Source organism: Pseudoleptotrichia sp. (genome assembly GCF_057270515.1).
This window is the reverse complement of sequence record NZ_DBHIXS010000002.1, coordinates 195524-213977: the sequence shown is the minus strand read 5'-3', so window position 1 is coordinate 213977 and position 18454 is coordinate 195524. Positions and strand designations below refer to the sequence as shown.

The window sequence follows — 18454 nt, the reverse complement described above, 5'->3', positions numbered from 1 at the left end:
ATTCCTTTATTCCATATTTATTTTATAATTATATTTCAGATATATTTCAAAATCTATATAGTCTATTTCTTTCAGATTATTGTAATATATAATTTTTTATTATTTTTTATTTCCATTCCCATTTTTCTATTTTTACATCTATATCGTTTTCCGAAAAAACTATAATTTTATCGGCATTTTTTTCAGGAAAAATTCTTGATGAAAACACTTCTTCACCATTATTTATAAATACTTCAACTGAAGAATTATCCACAAAAATTCTCATACTGAGAGTATTTATCTCTCCCAAATATACTTTTCTCAAACTTTTATTCGGCTGTTTTCCTTTTCCCCTGTCCAAAATAAATTTCTTACTCTCATAGTCAAATTTTAAAACTGTTTCCGAATTTTCTCCTGCTCTTAATTTTATTCCAAAATTAGAAGAAATATTTGAAAATTCTGCTTTCAGCTCATATACTGTACCGTTACTTATTTCCTTTTTACCTTTTATTACGCCTGAAAATTCTGATTTTTCTCCTCTAATTTTTTCCATTTCTTCAATAGGTACCTGATAAAGCTTGCCATTTTCCAGTTTCAGCTCTCTCGGTAAAGTTAGACAGTGGAGCCAACCGTTTTCAGTTGTCGGATAATCTTCTTCTTCAGGAATACCCATCCAGCCTATTAAAATTCTTCTTCCTTTATCATCTTCCATTGATTGAGGTGCGTAAAAATCATGTCCCCTGTCAAATTCTTTGAAATCTGTCTCAATAATAAATTCAGGTTTATTATAATTCAGTTTTCCTATAAAATATCCGCTTTGGTATTTATTATTATATAGATCTTCCTGAGGCTCAAGACCTTGAGGACAGGCAGCCAGCACATCCGCTGTTTCTCCTGTTTTTTCGTCTTTCAGCTGAAAATAATCAGGACATTCCCACATATATCCGAAATCTCCTAATTTTCCTTTGTCTGCTCCGGCAATTTCTCCTAAAAACTTCCAGTCATATATATTTTCTGAACTGTAAAAAGCTACTTTCCCTTTTAACTCTTTACTTTGTATTCCTAAAACCATATAGTAAATTCCGTCTTTTTCCCAAACTTTCGGATCTCTTATATGTCTTGTATACCCGTCAGGCTGATTTATTATAACCGGTTCTATCCTTTTAAAATTTTCTCCGTCAGTGGAAATCGCTATACACTGGTAAGAGTCTCTGTTTCCTTCCTCATCTTTTACATTTCCTGTGTAAAATAGATAAAGCTTATCATCTATAACCAATCCGCTTCCCGAATAAACACCATTTTTGGAATAAACTGTTTCAGGTCGCAATGCTGTCTTTTTTCTTTCCCAGTGAATTAAATCCTTACTCACGCTATGAGCCCAATATTTTGCAGTATGGTCAGTTTTTAGAGGATTCCATTGATAAAACATATGGTATTCTCCTCTAAACTGTGAAAATCCGTTAGGGTCATTTATAAGTCCTACTATTCCCTGAATATGATATTTCTGCCTCCAATAATCACTATCTACCGCTTTTCTTTTTTCGGCAACAGATTTTTCTTCATTTTCTTTAACATGTTTAAAATTCATATTTCACCCCATAATTATTTTTTTCTTACTATATAATATACCACATTTTGTAAGAAAAACCAGTAAATTTTGAAAAAATAATTTAAATATTTAAAATATATAAAGAATATTAATAGACTATAAAGAATAAATATGATAAAATAATTAAAATTAAACAATATGGGAGACAATATATTATGATAGTAACTGTATTTTCCTTTTTATCTATTTTAATGATTTTTGTGAGAGCTTATTCCATAAGTTCGTTATTTTATCCAAGTAAGGAAAAAAATAAATTTTCCGAAAGAATTATAATTTTTACTTTGATTTTTGAAATAATGACAACACTGTTTTTTGTGTTCTTTTCTTCATTTAAATATTTATTGCCGCCTGTGTTATTATTTTTTAAAAATCGTCAGTTCCAATATTTTATATTTGAAAATCTAAGTACAGTCCTTATTATATATGTGATAATTGATTTTTTTCTACTTTCCACATTTTATCCGTTAAATCCTGTTATAAAATTTTCAAACAGAGCTGTTCTGCTTTTTGTCTTTACTGTCAATATTCTTCTTGGTATTATGACATTTTTAATATAATCTGATAAATAAAAATCACATTAAATCATATTGGAAATAAAAAATAAAAATTTTAAAATAAAAATAGTGAGAAATAATCTATAAATATTATTTTTCACTATTTTCTCTTTTTATTTACCAAACTCATTTACTCTACTGTTTGTTATTTCTTCAATTTCGATATTATAATTATCTTTTTCTTTTGCTTTGCTCTGTTTTGCTTTTCTATTTACTACTGATGTAGAATCCAGATTACTTGCTACAGAATTTTTTACAGCTGAATTATTGTTGGCTTTTTTATTTTGAGCTAACGAATTTATCATATCCGATGTATTAGTATTGGATTTCCCTTGCTGTTTGTCAGTATTGAGGAATTGAGTAACTCCTCCGTTAGCCGTACTTGCTGTTTTATTTCCTTCAATTTCGGCTACAGTCTGTTTAGCTTCTTTATCTCCATTTTTAGCAGCTATTTTATACCATTTCAGAGCTTCGCTCATATTATTTTCTTTATGATATGAAATTGCTATAGGTGTAGCTAAAGCCTTATTTCCTGAATTATAAGATTTTATTAGGTAACTTCTTGCTTCTACTTGTCTACCCGTATCAAATAGAATAGCTCCAATTTCAAGATTTGCTGCACTTACTCCTCTATTAAGAGCCAACTTAAACCATTTTATAGCCTCATCATAATTTTTTGTCTGTTTATTTAAAAGTGCAACCTGAATATCCGCTTCTCTCAATCCTTGTCTATAAGCAGCTTCAAACTGTATTTTAGCATCCTTATAATTTCCTGCTTTTGCATAATTCACACCTCTATTATACGCTTCCGCTCCGGGAATTTGTTGTGGATTTCCTGCATTTTTAGGTAATTTCGCAATCATTTTATTGGCTTCTGCCATATTTCCTTCTTCTTTTAACAACATGGCCATATTATATATCGCTTCGGGATAATTTCTATTTACTCCCATTTGCAGATATTTTTTAGCTTTAGCAGTATCTTTTAATCCGTAATATAAATGAGCCAATGAAAGAATAGCTTCTTTATTACCATTTTCAGCATCTTTTATAGCTTGAGAAACTTTGGCAGGGTCAACTTTGTTATTAATTAGATTTTGCTGTTCTTCAGGTGTCAGATTTTCTATATTTCCTTTATTATTTGCTTGCTGCTGATTATTATTTTTTCCTAAATTAAAAATATCACTGTTTACCTGAGAAGTATTATTTTCGGTTATTGAAGTATAACTATCATTTTTAGTATCCTCAGAAGTTTTCTTGTCTTCTTTATTCTTAAAACATGATACTGTTAATATCCCCATTACTACCAGAAACAGAAAAAATACCTTTTTTTTCAATTCAATCACCCTATCTATAAATTTTATCTTAAAATGAACCTAATTGTGTTATATCCAATATTTTGTACATAAAATCTGAAAATTTACTCGTTGTTGGTTCGTCCTCAAAATTTATCGTAAATATTCCGTCTTTATTCTCCCATAATCTATCAAAATAAGTATATATATCTTTTGTTAATTTGGAATTCTGATTTGTCAGTATTCTAAAATCAGCATCCATTATATATCCTCTTATATTTTTTTTGATAAAGTTCGCTGAACCTGCCGCTATTATAACATTTCCGTCTGTCTTTTTCATTAGAACTATCTTAGTGTGGTATTGCTCATTATTAGTAAAATACCACTTTATTTCTATTTTTCCTTTTGTTTTCTTTTTCAATTTTTTGGACACAGGTTTATTGGGAAGTCCGTTTGTACTCATTCCAAACGCATCTCTGCTTCTGTCAAATATAATTCTTATTTTGACTCCTCTGTTTGCAGCGGCTATAAGCCTGTCAATTACTCCTTTATCAGCTAAAAAATACATCCCCATTATCAGTTCGTCTCCATATTTGAGACTGTCAATGTCCTTATCAAGATGTTTACCTATTGCAGCTTCGGTAATATACTGTATCTGATAAGTTTCTCCCTGATTATCGGTTACTGTATCAGTTTTTTCAGTTTTAACGGAATTATTATCTGTATCTTTTAGAGAATTTTCATCTATTTTCTGAAAATTATTATTTACAGATTTATTTTCAATATTTCTATCACTTGTATTATTTGTTTCATTTTCATTTTTAGTATTTATATCAGTTTCATTATTATTCTCAATATTTTTATTTCTAACATCAATTTCCGTATCGGAAAATTTTGCAACCAATTCAAGATTATGAAGTACATCTTTTGTGATATCCCCGTCAGCATAAATGGCGATATTTTCATGAAAATAGCTCGGGTCATGTATATTTGCACTGGAAACTACGACTTCTTTTTCGTTTAGAAACACTTTTCTATGATCCGCTTTGACATTTAATGCTCTGAATAAATTTCTTAAAGTCAGTTTAGGCCACATTTTTCCATAAAAATTTGTTATCCAGCCTTTATTTTGAGGATTTCCCATTGGCTCTATAATAGTTCTCCAGATAGGAGAATACCAAGGGAAAGTATCTTTAAGTTTAAAAATATCTACTATGATTACTTTTATTCCCGCTTCTTTCAATGAAGTTATAAATGGATGTTCAAAAGCACCATAAAAATTATTATTCTCATCAGCCAGTACATATACTTTCAAATTAGGATTTTCCTTCTGTTTTTTTACAAGTCTTTCTGTATATTCTTTAGCAAATTCAGGAAAATGCTCCTTATCCTTGTTATATAAATCATTAAATAAGAACATTTCCACTATAAGATAGTCTTTTGCATTATCAAGGACTTTATAAGTGGCTTCCCATAAATTTCTGTCATATTTTATATTTCCATCTTTATCCAAGTATGTAAGGTCATAATGAAAATCAACATTTCTGCTTTCCCTTAGAGGGCCTTCATAATTTACGCCCTCAGGTGGAGTTTTTATTGTCGAACATGATATGGACATTATAGAAAATCCGATTAATAAATATCTTTTTATATTCAAATTACTATTTTTTTTCATTAAATTCTCCTACATTAAATTCTGCAAATTCTGCTGTAAATAATCATAAATTATTATAAATCATAGCAGTTTACGAAGTTTTTACCAGATTTTTTATCCATTTTTTGCTTTTCATTCTCTTTAGGCAGAAAGGTGCTTTCAACACTTCATCACTTCCCGAACAAAGATAAACTAATGCTACGGGAAGAGCCATTTTCAAACCGGCAATATATGTCAGAGGTACTGCAAACAGCCATAAAGGAAGCAAATCTGCAAACATTGTCCATAATGTATCTCCTCCCGCTCTCAAAATACCTACTATAAAGAGAGTTCCTGCTGTTTTGATTATTATTATAAATCCCTCTGAAATTATTATTTGACGTGTCAGAGAATAAATTTCCCCTTTTACTCCCATTATTCTTAAAATCAGAGGACTTGTCAGGTAGACAAATAAGGCTATCATTACCCCTATCAGTAAAGATATCTTCAACAGTTCCACAGCATATTTATAGGCATTGTCTTCATTTCCCGCTCCTATCTCCTGACCTATTATCGTCGCAGTACCGCTTGATAGACCAAATATAAGTGTAAACACAAGATTACTTATGGATTTTACTATTTGTATAGCCGCAGCTGACTCTGTTCCCATTCTTCCATATATTATGACATATATACTTACTCCAAGAACCCACATTATTTCATGTCCGAATACAGGTAATGAGATTTTCAATGTTTTAATTATAAAATCCCATGTTATTTTAAATAACTCTGAAAAACTTCCTGCCATTGGAAGTTTATCCCTATATATTATAAACATCAGATAGAAAATACTTACTATTCTTGCAATAACTGTAGCCAGAGCAGCTCCTTCCACTCCCATTGCCGGAAATCCGAACTTTCCGAATATAAGAACATAATTTCCTATAAAATTTATAAATAAACCTATAATAGTCGAATAAAGGGAATATTTCGTATTTCCGATAGAACGAAGCTGCATATTAAATGCATAACCTATCCCTATTAAAGGATAAACCCATACGACTATTTTAAAATATTTCACTCCTAAATCTATAACATTTTTATCTTTAGTAAAAATACTTATAATTATTTCAGGTATAGATATTCCCATGATTAAAAATAACACGGAAAATAGAAAACCTACAATAATAGTTATACCCAGACATTTTTTCAGATTTTTATAATCTTTACTTCCATAATACTGGGCTGCCAGTATTCCCCCGCCACTATTTAGTCCAAACAATGAAACTATAAAAATCATAAATACTTGATTGGCAAACCCTAATCCTGCCACTGCCGATGTTCCTAAACCAAGTATGACATCTTCTTTTCCAACCATAAATATATCTATGAAATTCATCAGACTGTATATCATATTTTCAAATGATATAGGCAGCCCTATTGTAAATACTTTTTTATATACTTCTTTTACTGTTTTATCCATAATCTGTTTCCTTTTCTCAATAATATTTCAATTATATTTCTAATCAAAATCATTCTCAATAGAATATTCGGAAAATATTAGCAAATGATCCGAAATGTATTTTTTGATTAATCCGTTATTATTTTTTATAAAATTATATACTCCATATCTGCCGGTATATTCTCTTGTCTTTTCTTTATCAATAAAAAAATTATCGTAAGAATTTGCCAGTCCTGTATCGGAAATTGTAGTATAATTGTTTTTCGGGTCTAAAATATACGATACATTATTCTTTAAAAATAAATTTTGAAATGCAGGACTGTCCGCCGGTACGTTGAAATCACCTGCCATTATTATATCATTTTCCTGAGTCATATTCAAAAAATATTCATAAACTTTTGAATAATTTGCTGCTTCTATTAATCTCTGCTTTTCATTATCTCCAAATATTGAATGACAAATAATATATACAAAATCAAAATTCCCTGATTTAAAATATGCGCCGTAAGGCTCTCTCATAAACTCATTTTTATTCTCTTCTTTATAAAATCCTATTCCTCTTGCTTCCTGAAACTTATTCTTTTTATAAATATACCCATAATATTCCCTATAATTCTCACTTCCTACCGAGTTCTCGGATATTATATATTCCCATTCTTCTCCTGTCAGATTAGTCAAATGATATTTCAGTTTTTTCAATCCCTTTTCATTCATAACTTCTTCCAATCCGACTAAATCAAATTTTGATATTATTTTACTGATTGTTTTATAATCTTTAGGTTTTTCTCCCAATCTCATTATATTAAAGGAAGCTATTAATATTGTTTCATTTTTTCCTTTTCTTTCTTTTCTTTCCTTTTTTAAATTTTTATTTTTTCTATTTTCTGATATTTTCGTATTTTCCTGTTTTTCTTTATTTTCTAAAATTTGTTCATTATCACACCCGAAAATACAGCAAAAAAGAAATAAAAGAAATATTAGAAAAAATCCTCTTTTTATATTTTTCATAAAACCCCGCCTCTAATTTTCAAGATTTACATATTAAATTTATCTTTTCTGTTTTTTTATTTTTTCTTTACCGTCCATTCAGTACTATCTAATCTTATTTAGTTTTATCCAATCTCATTTGGTTCTATTCAATTCTATTTAGTTTTATTCAATTTCATTTAGCTTTATTCAGTTCCTTAAGAAATTTCCTGTAAACATATTTTTCAGTCAATGTCTTAAAATCACTTTTTTCTAATTCTGCTATGTCAAGTTGAACCATTTCTATTATAATATTTTTGAGTTCCTTTTCAGGAAGAAAACTAACGGAGAGCTTTTCAAATACAGGATTTGCATTTCTTACATAAATCATCGCCTTTTTTTTAAAATCAAAAAAATCGTTGGATTCTATCTCTCTTAAAATATATTTTTTATTTTTTAAAACAAGATTGAAATATTTTTTTATTTCCTTGAGATTATTTTTTATTCTTATATATTTCAGCTCATATTCTTTTTCTTTTCCTGCTTTTTCTAATTTAATTATGATTTTTTTATTTTCATTTTCAGTTACATCTATATAGCTTTCTATGGTTTTTCTCAATCCATAAACCGTAAAAGCGATTTTTTTTGCAAAGACGGTAATGGCAACTATAATTATAAATATTTTTGTATCAGTTAAAGTCATTAATATATCAATTAAAAACGTTATTAATTTCATTATTATTTTTTCCCTTTCTCTCTCATTAAAGAAAAATGAGAGTTAAAAATTTCAACTTCTCATTTCCTCCTTTATATTTAACCATTCGCTCTTTCTATATATTCGCCCGTTCTTGTATCAATTTTGATTTTATCTCCTATAACTACAAACAACGGCACCTGCAAAGTGTATCCTGTGGAAATTGTAGCAGGTTTTGTAGCTCTCCCTATTGTATCCCCTTTCAGTCCCGGTTCAGTATAAGTAATCTCTCTTATTACTGTATTAGGTAACTCAACTCCTACAGGCGTTCCTTCATACATAAGTACCTGTATTACCATTTCTTCTACTAAGAAATTTACCGCATCTCCCAAATCTTCTCCGGTCAGTCCAATCTGTTCAAAAGTTTCCTGATCCATAAAGAAATATTCCCCTTCAGATTCATACAAGAACTGCATCTGATTTCTGTCAAGAATAATATCATCCATAAGTTCCGTAGCTAAAACAGTAATTTCCTGTATTTTACCTGAAATCAGTTCTTTTGTCTTGAACTTTACTTCTGCCGCTCTCTGTCTTTTACCTGATGTCGACTGATGTCTTTCAGCTTTTAATATTAAATATGGTATATTATCCTTTCTGTATGTACTCCCTTGTCTTAATTCTGCTGCTGGTTTCATTTTATAATTTCCTCCTAAATTTTCTTGATTTTGTCTTAATTTTATTTATTTGTATCAATCGAATATGTTACTGTTACGACTGACCTCAATTTTTTAAACATCTGATTTTCTACAGGTTCATTTATACGTTTAGTATCTTCCTTATCTTCCAGAATTTCAAACTGCCCCTGTACCATATTTTTCAAATCTCCAACCCTGTTGTTATTTACTTTCAGCATTTCAAATGCTCTCATTTCAGCATTTTTTGAAGCCTCTATCAATAAATCCTTTTTATATTTTTCAATTCCTGTTATATAAAACTCGGGTTTTATTACTTCAAGGTTATTATAAGTTAAAGGCAATTCAGCTAATTTCTCATAAATTTCATCTATTTTGTCCACATCTTTAGTGTTTATTGAAATAATTTGGGTAATCTCATAATCTGATATTTTATTGGTTTCTCCAACATATGACGGTTTTATTTTTAAATTCCCGATATCATAATTTTCTTTTTGAATTTGCTGTGTTTCTAAAAGTTCCGTTACAGCCTTTTCTTTTTCATCTATACTTTTCTTAGCCTCTTCCACATCCTTATTTTTAGAAGTTAAAATAATATTTATCACAGCTCTGTCAGCTTTTATACGTTTTTCGGCTACTCCTTTTACCGTTATTTTATTTTCACTTTTATTTACTTTGTCCAGTGCGTTGGAAATCAAGGCTCCTGAAACTATAAGACCAAATGTAAGTATTGTAGATATTATTATAAATTGCACTTTTTTCATACTAATCACGTACTTTCCTGTTTCCTATTTTTAACAACTTTTTTAATGTTTCTTTTGAATTATAATTTATTTTGTTAAAAAAGTCAATTATATTTGTTATTTTAGATTTTCTCATCTACTTCTGTTAATGTATCTTTAGCGGCATTTTTTATATTTAGCGTAAGATTTATAAGTCCTGCTTCTTCCAGTATACTGTTCGCCCATTTTTTTGCATTTTTTTTATCTTTCATGTCATTGAGATACATTAACATAAGGTTATACATAGCTTCAGCATCTTTCTGTTCGGCAGAAAGCAAATAAAATTTTTCCGCTTTTTTAAATTCTTTTTTTTCATCATAGTCCAGAGCTATGTAAAATTGGGCTCTCGGATTTCCTTTTTCAGCAGATATGTTGTACCATTTATTTGCCTCATCTTTATGCTTTTCCGCATAGGCTATCACTCCGAGTCTGAAATCTGCTCCTTTAATTCCTTTTTTGTAAGCTTCATTCAAAATTTCTTTCCCTTTTTCCTTATCCCCTATCCCGTAGTAATAAAAAAGCCCTAAATCAACATAAGCTTCGTTATAAATATTTGCAGCTTCTATATATCTGTTTTCAGCATCTTTATATCTTGATTCATCCTGATATTTTTCTCCGTCCACAGCCAAACGGAAATATTGCTGTTCCTGTTCGTTCCCGAACATATGGTCAATATTCTCTTTCATATCCCAACTTATTTTTTCAATTCCTTTTGTTTCAAACAGTTCTTTTCTCCACTTTATCATCTGATCTCTGTTTCCCTTAAAAAAATTGATATAAATAAGTTTATACATAGCTGCACTATCTTCCTGTTCAGCTGCTTTCTTATACCATTTTTCGGCTTCATTTATATTTTTTTCTTCTTCCAGTATCAATGCCAGATAATATTGGGATTCCACATCTTCCCCTTCGGCACCTTTTATAAACCATTTTTTTGCATTCTTCATATCTTTTTTCGCATATTTTATATTTCCCAATGTTCTTGCAGCAAGGACAATTTTATATTTATTATAGGCCTCCTCAAGTTTTTTTAATCCTTTCTCACTGTCTATATTCTGATAATACATCATTGCCCATTCATAATATGCAAAATTATCATACCTTGCAGCTCTTTTATAAAATTTTTCAGCGTTTTTGAAATCTCCGTCTCTTTCATATTCAAAGGCTAAATTAATCATTTTGGTATAATTTTCCTGTTTTTTTTCTTCTGTCATAAAAAAACGGGCACATTGGACAGTCATTAGAAACATAGCCATAATAATAAGCACTCTTCTTATATTTCTTGCCCAATATTTATTTTTCGAGCTTTTTTTCATATTTTATCTCCCCCTGTATTTATATTTTTTTATTATTCTTATTGATATTTAATTAAATTTATTGTATACTAAACGTCAATAATATTATTTATCAATTTTACATATTGTTAATTTTAGCAGATTTAGAAATATTTTTCTATACTTTAAAACAATATTTTTTGAAAAAATATTTTCAAATAATAAATAATTAAAAATAATGAAAGGAAAAAAATGAAAAAAAAATATATTAATAGAATGATACTGCTGATGTTTTTTTGTATTACAGTATACAATTTGGCACACCCGGCTACTCCGGGACTAATTGAACTGAGAAACTGGAAAAAAAGTATTTCGGGAGAATTTCTTGCAGTTATGAGTGTCTCAATGTTTATATCATCACCTTATTTCGGTGCATTAGCTGACAATATCGGAATGAAGAAAATATTTATATTTATGCCTTTCCTATACGGATGTTCCCAAATATTTTTTGGTTTTGTAGACTTTCTGCCCGTTGTCTTTATTGCGAGAATTATCGCCGGAATTGCTTCCGGAGGAACATTTGCAGTAGCTTTCGGATATGTCAGCCAGCTATCTACTAAAGAAACAAAAAGCAAAAATATAGCAAAAGTCAGCTCAGCAGCAGTTATTGGAGGAGCAATAGGACAAAAAATCGGAGGAATGGTTGCAAAATTTGACACACGATACCCTTTTGGATTACAGTTTATATGTGGTTGTTTAGTATCCGTTTTAATATTTATTATTTTAAAGGAAATAGTATCGGAAAAGAAAAATGAGATAAAAGAAAAGAAAAATCTGAACCCTTTTGCTACATTCAGATATATAGGAGAACTGGACGGATATTCCAAATTTTTCTGTTTTATAATTTTTTTGTCAAATGTGGGAATATATTCATATGCCAGTGCTTTGAATTATTTTTTTAAATTCTATGTCAAAGTAAATTCAGACACTATCGGCACTTTTGTAATGTTTTCATCACTTGCTGCATTTATAGGTACAAGTCTGATTTTAGTAAAGCTGATAGCTAAATACAAGGAAAAATCAATCCATAAGATAATGATATTTATAGGAATTATACTTATGTCCATTATATTATACGAACTGAAAGCAGGAACGGTTTCCTATATTCTGATGACGATATACACAATGACCTATGAAGTAGTGAGGTCTCTCGGAAACAGTATCATAGCCCAAAGATATATGAAAGAGCAGGGAAAAATACTCGGTATAGCTTCTGCCGTAGGATTTTTAGGAAATGCTGCCGGTTCTTTATCGTCAGGCTATTTACTTGCAGCCAATTCTTATTTACCGTTTATTGTAAATATTATAATAATGACTATCGTATTTATATTATTATTACTCAATAAATCAGTTATTACAATAAAACAGTCTGAAGAATAGAAATTTTAATCAAAAAAATATTTATAACTTATTTATCATTAATATATATTGTCATTGGTTTTTTATCATTTTCAAGAACTACTTTTATTATATATGGAGTGTTTTTCCCTTTTAACTTAATTACATCTCCATTTAATGTTATTTTTTCTTTATCTTCTATATTCTTTTTCTTCTCAAAGCCTGAAAAAGTCATAGAAATTTCCTCATATTCTTCTTCATTTTTGAAATTTTTTAGAACATAAGATTTTTTAAAGTTTCTATTTTGGCTATCTATTTGAACAAGTTTCAAACTTTTATCTTTTAATGAGTTCAAGTATCTCTGCCATACAGCTTTTTCAATTTCTATTACAATAGGGTATTTCTTTTCGTACATTTCATCTAAAAGATTTCCATTCGTTTCACTATATGTATTATATTTTATATTTTTTTCATTTTTTGAGCTTTTCTGTTCTGTTTCATAACCATATAAATTAGCGTAAATAAAGTTATTATCGATTTCTTTAATTACAATAATTTCCCTTCCCGTTTTTTTATCTTTTTTCTTTCTAATAACTAATGGTCTGTGAAAAGATAGTGAAATTGTATGTGAATATATAGTATTATTTTTTTCGGTTTTATTTCCATAACTTATTAATGAAATTAATAATAAAAGTCCTAAAAATATATAGTTCTTTTTCTTTAAAAAATTTAAAATTCTCATAGTTTTTCTCCTTTTGATTTATTATCTTCAAATATTTTTCTGTTATAATTAATATCATAACTACATTAAAAGAAAATGAGAGTTTTTTATGAAAACTTTTATATCAATATTTTTTTCAAAAAATTTTTTTAAATTTAAATTTTTATTGTATCAATCATAATTTTATGATACTATTTATCATAACAAGTAATAATAAGACAATAATAATATAAACAGTAATAATATTGAAAGAGGTGCATATATGAATTATAAAAGTACAAGAGGCGGGGAGCTCAAATCATCTACTTTTGCTGCTTTACATGGACTTGCAGATAATGGAGGGTTGTATATACCTGAAAAATTTCCTGATGTAAAATTATCGTATGAAGATTTAAAAGATTTATCCTATCAGGAATTATCAGAAAAAATTATAAAACTGTTTTTTACGGAATTTTCCGATGAAGAAATAAAACAGGCTGTAAATAATGCTTATAACGAAAATACATTTAATGATAAAAATATTGTTCCTTTACATAAATTAAATGAAAAAGTAAGTTTTGGAGAGCTGTTTCATGGAAGAACTTTGGCTTTTAAAGATTTAGCTCTTTCATTATTTCCCTATTTGCTGCTTTTGAGCAAGGAAAAACAAAATGAAAAGAAAGACATACTTATTCTCACTGCGACTTCGGGTGATACGGGAAAAGCAGCCTTAGAAGGATTTAAAGACATCGACGGGATAAATATAGTTGTCTTTTACCCTAAAAATGGTGTCAGTCCTATGCAGGAAGAACAGATGAGAAAGCAGAAAGGAAAAAATGTTGAAATTATTGCTGTAAACGGTAATTTTGATGATGCACAAAGTGCCATAAAAAATATATTTTCTTCCAATGATTTTAAAAAATATGCAGAAAACCATAATATTATGTTTTCAAGTGCAAATTCCATAAACATAGGAAGATTGTTCCCACAAGTGATTTATTATATTTCGACATATGTTAATCTAATTAATAATGGTACTATAAAAACAGGAGAAAACTTTAATGTAGTTGTACCTACAGGAAATTTCGGTAATATTCTTGCAGGATATATTGCAAAAAAATTGGGAATTCCTATAAAAAAGTTTATTTCAGCTTCAAATAAAAATAACGTGTTGTCTGATTTTTTTCAAACAGGAACATATAATAAAAACAGAGATTTCTATACTACAAATTCTCCTTCTATGGATATTTTACTATCTTCCAATTTTGAAAGATATTTATATTACAGTACAGGCGAAAATTCTGAAAGAGTTAATGAACTTATAAATTCTCTACTTTCTACAGGAAAATTGTCCATTACGCCTGAAGAACTTTCAAATATCCAAAAAGAATTTTATGGCGAATTTGCCGATGATAACGCTACAGTAAAAGCTATAAAAAATGTATATAATGAATATAAATATTTAATGGATCCTCATACTGCCGTTGCTTATGCTGTATATGAAAAATTAAATAATAATATTGATAAGGATATACATACTGTAATAATGTCCACTGCTCATCCTTTCAAATTTCCATTGCCTGTTGCAGAAGCACTGGATTTGAACAAAAATAGAGATCCTTACGAAATTTTAGATGAAATTTCATCCGTTACAAATATTGAGTTTCCTAAAAAACTTGATGAAGTGAGAAAATCTGAAATAAGATTTTCCAAAATAATAGATAAAACAGAAATTGAAAATTTTGTAAAAGAATATATTAAAACCTTAAAATAAAAGAAACTATTTTAAAAATAGTTTCTTTTATTTTATTTATTATTTCAAAACATTTAATCCTGCAAGATTTATAAAATTCCAAGGTTTATTATAATGAGGCTGGAAGAAGAAATCTACAAAAGCCAACTCATCTACTGTCATTCCATTTTGAATACATACTGATAAAGTATTGATTGACTGTGTCAAATCAGCTTTAGAAGTTATCTGTGCTCCTAAAATTTTTCTGCTGCCTCTTTCAAATACCACTTTAAATTTTACTTTTTCATAAGTAGGCATAAATTCAGGTCTGTAATTTTCCGTAACTAAGATAGAGTCCACATCTATACCTTCAATTCTTGCTGTTTCTTCAGTTATTCCTGTTGCAGCCATATTATTTTCATATATTTTTATTCCTGATGTCCCTTGTGTTCCCGGATGTCTGTATTTATTTTCAAATAGATTTAACGCTGCTAAAGTTCCCATTCTTACGGCATTAGTGGCAAGAGGGATATATCTGTATGTTCTAAGAGGATTGGAGTATACCGAACAGCAATCTCCTGCCGCCATTACATCTCTGTCACTTGTTCTCATATATTCATCAACTTTTATTGCTCCATTGGGCAACATATCCAGCTGACCTTTAAATAATGATGTATTAGGCACAAATCCTACACACATAATTACCATATCGGCTTCATATTCATTTTTATCGGTAACTACTTTTGTTACACTTCCATTCTTCCCTTCAAATCTGACTACTTTCTCTCCTGTAGCAGTTACAATACCTCTATGTCTGAATGCTTCCTCGGCAACTTCGGTATATTCTTTATCAAAATATTTGTTGAGTATTCTTTCTTCCGCATCTACTAAAACAACTTCTTTTCCATTATCTCTAAATGCTTCTACAAGTTCTACTCCTATATATCCTGCACCGACTACAACCACTTTTTTGGAATATTTTGCCCTTTCAATTATTTCATTTGAATGATTAAAGTTTTTACAAAGCAGAATATTATCCAAATCTATCCCTTCAATTGGAGGAATGATAGGCCATGAACCCGATGTGATAATCAATTTATCAAAAGTTTCATTAAATTCAATTCCTGTTTCCAGATTTACAACACGAATTTTTTTACCTTGTATATCAACGTTTTTTACATCATGTTTCATTCTTGTATCAACGTTTAATTCTTTTAATTTTTCAGGTGAACAGTAAAATAATCCTTGAGGATCTTTTACTACTCCTCCCACATATAATGCAATTCCACATGATAAAAATGAGATGTTATCATTTCTTTCAAATACTGTTATTTCAGTATCGGGATTTGTTTTTTTCAAGTTTAGAATTGCTGCTGTTCCCGCATGTGTACAGCCAATTACAACTACTTTCATCTTGTATGTTTTCTCCTTTGCAAATTATTTATTTCTTTAACTTAAGTATATTTAGTATACTATAAAAATTAAAAAATGTAAAACATAAAAATTTAAAATCAGACAAAATTTATAATTATTTCAATATTATTTTTTTGTTTCTTTTGATTTTCTCTTATATAGATATTTTATAATTTTACAAAAAGAAATAATTATATAAAGATAAGACAATACATTTTATAATTTCTAATTTTTTATCAAATTTCTTCCAATAATCTTTTTAATGTTTCAGAATTTGCTTCAGGAGCATTGATTTCCCTTTTCCAGTATTTACTTCCTCTGACTCCATGAAAAAGTCCATGAGTATGCATAAGAAACAGATGAGGTCTTATACCTCTTTTTTCGAGTTTTTCTACATATAATATCATTTTTTCAACTATTTCTTTTCTTGTGATTTCTATTTCTCTTTCATAATATTTACCAAATTTTGTAAGTATCATAGGATTATCATAAATCTCTCTGCCCAACATTACTGAATCTACGTATTTTAAATGCTCATCAATCTGTTCTGTAGTTTTTATACCTCCATTTATCTCAATATGTAAATTGGGTTTTTCTTTTTTCAGTCTATAAACTTCATCATATCTTATCGGAGGGATTTCCCTGTTTTGCTTTGGGTCAAGTCCCTCCAAAACAGCTATCCTCGCATGAATAATATACTTTTTGACTCCAACTTTTTCAGTAATGCTGACAAAATTCAGCATATCTTCATATCTGTCAAGCAAAGTTCTTTTAAATGTATCAGGCAGAATATTTTTACCGTCAATTCCTATTCTATGCTTTATAGAAACAGGCTTATCAGTAGCTTTTTTTATTTCCTGAACTATTTCGGCTACTGTTTCGGGAAAAGCCATTAAATAAGCTCCCATCATATTTCCCGATACTCTGTCGGAAGGACAGCCTACATTGAGATTTATTTCATCATAATTATATTTTTCTGCAATTTTTACAGCTTCATAAGCCTCTTTTTTATTTGTCGCAGCTATCTGTAATACAATCGGATGTTCTATATCATCAAATCCAAGAATATAATCGGTATCACCATTTATAATAGCCTGCGCCGTTATCATTTCGGTATACAGCAGTACATCCTTATTTATCATCCTTACAAAATTTCTGAAATGTCTGTCAGTTTTATCGACCATAGGTGCCACACTGATAATATCTTTCTTCATTTACTCCCCATTCTTTTTATTATTTTTTATAATATTTCATAGCTTCAGGTAAAAATTTTTTCATAGCTTCTATTCTGTTCTGTGTAGACGGATGAGTTGACAGAAATTCCACATTTACTCCTTTTTCAACTGCCATAAGTCTTTCCTGAGCTTTTATTGCCTCTTCAGGATTATACCCTGCTATTGCCATAAATATCATTCCATATTTGTCTGCTTCATATTCCTGTGTTCTGTTAAATTTCAAAAGCCCTATTGAAAGTCCCTGACCGACTAAATCATTATTTATAACTGCTGTTGCCCCTCCTGTGAGAGTATCAGCCAATTCTTTTCCTATCATCACTAATCCTGCGGCAGTTTTCCCGCTCTGACTTTCAGCATGATGTCCGCCTACCACATGCCCTATTTCATGTCCCATAACAAATGCTACAGCACTGTCAGTCTTAAGTATGGACATTATACCTGTATAAAAGACTATCTTGCCTCCCGGAAGTGCAAAAGCATTCTTTTCTTCATTCTTTATAAGATTAAATTCCCAGTTAAGATTTTTAATTTTGTTTTCCATTCCATTTTCTCTCATAAATTTTTCCACAGCTACGGACAGTTTCCCACCGATTGCCGATAGTCTACGCCCGTCAGTTGTATTATTCACCAATAAATTTTTATCACGCATTTGTCCTATAAATTGTGAATATGCCTGTTTAGACTGGTCTACAAGACTTTCATCACTCACGATCTTCAACTGCTTTCTCCCTGTCAAAGGGGCTGTTTCACAACCGATAAATACCGTTAAACTTGCTATAATCATTAAAATTTTTATATTTTTTTTCATTTTTGACCTCCTGTAAGTATTGTTTGTATTTTACAATCTTTTCCTTATTTTTTCAATAGAAAGAGCTTTTCTTTATTTTTTTAATATATCAGCTATTTGTATATTTATCCAATATACTAAGATATTCAAGTATTTCTTTCTGTTTTTCTCTTTTTATAATAATATCCATTGAAAAATTAGAGTTTATATATTATAATTAAAAATAATCCTGAATTTATAACAGCATAAATC

16 protein-coding genes are annotated in these 18454 nt (G+C 29.3%); 3 read left to right on the top strand and 13 right to left on the bottom strand.

Features of this window, described 5'->3' with window-relative positions; all coding sequences use genetic code 11:
• Nucleotides 1-106: 106 nt before the first annotated feature.
• Entirely contained in the window at nt 107-1567 is a 1461-nt protein-coding gene (locus ACO5J6_RS02710) for a glycoside hydrolase family 32 protein (protein ID WP_485641900.1), read from the bottom strand.
• 176 nt (nt 1568-1743) lie between these two features.
• Between ACO5J6_RS02710 and ACO5J6_RS02705 the strand changes: the two genes are divergently transcribed.
• On the top strand, nt 1744-2145 hold the full coding sequence (locus ACO5J6_RS02705; protein WP_485641898.1) for a hypothetical protein: 402 nt from the start codon (nt 1744-1746) through the stop codon (nt 2143-2145).
• Between the two features lie 110 nt (nt 2146-2255).
• On the opposite strand, the gene ACO5J6_RS02700 is transcribed toward ACO5J6_RS02705, so the two are convergent.
• The 8 genes from ACO5J6_RS02700 to ACO5J6_RS02665 form a co-directional block, all read right to left on the bottom strand.
• Entirely contained in the window at nt 2256-3485 is a 1230-nt protein-coding gene (locus ACO5J6_RS02700) for a tetratricopeptide repeat protein (protein WP_485641897.1), read from the bottom strand.
• 19 nt (nt 3486-3504) lie between these two features.
• Nucleotides 3505-5109: a phospholipase D family protein gene (locus tag ACO5J6_RS02695; RefSeq protein WP_485641895.1), complete on the bottom strand. Its 1605-nt coding sequence runs from the start codon at nt 5107-5109 to the stop codon at nt 3505-3507.
• A gap of 70 nt (nt 5110-5179) precedes the next feature.
• The gene (locus ACO5J6_RS02690) at nt 5180-6550 is read right to left on the bottom strand and encodes an MATE family efflux transporter (protein ID WP_485641894.1); all 1371 of its coding nucleotides are present in this window, start codon (nt 6548-6550) and stop codon (nt 5180-5182) included.
• Nucleotides 6551-6589: 39 nt separating this feature from the next.
• Nucleotides 6590-7537 (bottom strand): endonuclease/exonuclease/phosphatase family protein, encoded by a 948-nt coding sequence (locus ACO5J6_RS02685; protein WP_485641892.1) that lies wholly within the window; start codon nt 7535-7537, stop codon nt 6590-6592.
• Between the two features lie 154 nt (nt 7538-7691).
• On the bottom strand, nt 7692-8231 hold the full coding sequence (locus ACO5J6_RS02680) for a hypothetical protein (protein ID WP_485641890.1): 540 nt from the start codon (nt 8229-8231) through the stop codon (nt 7692-7694).
• A gap of 77 nt (nt 8232-8308) precedes the next feature.
• The gene (gene efp, locus ACO5J6_RS02675; RefSeq protein WP_485641888.1) at nt 8309-8884 is read right to left on the bottom strand and encodes an elongation factor P; all 576 of its coding nucleotides are present in this window, start codon (nt 8882-8884) and stop codon (nt 8309-8311) included.
• 41 nt (nt 8885-8925) lie between these two features.
• Nucleotides 8926-9645, bottom strand: coding sequence for an SIMPL domain-containing protein (locus ACO5J6_RS02670; RefSeq protein WP_485641886.1), 720 nt, complete (start codon nt 9643-9645; stop codon nt 8926-8928).
• A 101-nt stretch (nt 9646-9746) separates the two neighbouring features.
• Nucleotides 9747-10979 (bottom strand): tetratricopeptide repeat protein, encoded by a 1233-nt coding sequence (locus tag ACO5J6_RS02665; RefSeq protein ID WP_485641884.1) that lies wholly within the window; start codon nt 10977-10979, stop codon nt 9747-9749.
• A 210-nt stretch (nt 10980-11189) separates the two neighbouring features.
• Here ACO5J6_RS02665 and ACO5J6_RS02660 point away from each other — a divergent pair, with 210 nt between their 5' ends.
• A complete protein-coding gene (locus tag ACO5J6_RS02660; protein WP_485641883.1) occupies nt 11190-12377 on the top strand; it encodes an MFS transporter in 1188 nt (395 codons plus the stop codon).
• A 28-nt stretch (nt 12378-12405) separates the two neighbouring features.
• Here ACO5J6_RS02660 and ACO5J6_RS02655 read toward each other — a convergent pair whose 3' ends face one another.
• Nucleotides 12406-13077, bottom strand: coding sequence for a hypothetical protein (locus ACO5J6_RS02655; RefSeq protein WP_485641882.1), 672 nt, complete (start codon nt 13075-13077; stop codon nt 12406-12408).
• 241 nt (nt 13078-13318) lie between these two features.
• Here ACO5J6_RS02655 and thrC point away from each other — a divergent pair, with 241 nt between their 5' ends.
• Nucleotides 13319-14809 carry a threonine synthase gene (gene thrC / locus ACO5J6_RS02650; protein WP_485641881.1) on the top strand — a complete coding sequence of 497 codons (1491 nt, stop codon included), beginning with the start codon at nt 13319-13321 and terminating at the stop codon, nt 14807-14809.
• A gap of 39 nt (nt 14810-14848) precedes the next feature.
• Here thrC and ACO5J6_RS02645 read toward each other — a convergent pair whose 3' ends face one another.
• The 3 genes from ACO5J6_RS02645 to ACO5J6_RS02635 all read right to left on the bottom strand — a co-directional run bounded on the left by ACO5J6_RS02645 (nt 14849) and on the right by ACO5J6_RS02635 (nt 18223).
• Nucleotides 14849-16180, bottom strand: coding sequence for an FAD-dependent oxidoreductase (locus ACO5J6_RS02645; protein ID WP_485641880.1), 1332 nt, complete (start codon nt 16178-16180; stop codon nt 14849-14851).
• Nucleotides 16181-16416: 236 nt separating this feature from the next.
• Complete coding sequence (gene dusA, locus ACO5J6_RS02640; protein WP_485641879.1) at nt 16417-17394, bottom strand: tRNA dihydrouridine(20/20a) synthase DusA; 978 nt, start codon at nt 17392-17394, stop codon at nt 16417-16419.
• 19 nt (nt 17395-17413) lie between these two features.
• Nucleotides 17414-18223, bottom strand: coding sequence for a M48 family metallopeptidase (locus ACO5J6_RS02635; RefSeq protein ID WP_485641878.1), 810 nt, complete (start codon nt 18221-18223; stop codon nt 17414-17416).
• Between the last annotated feature and the right edge of the window lie 231 nt (nt 18224-18454).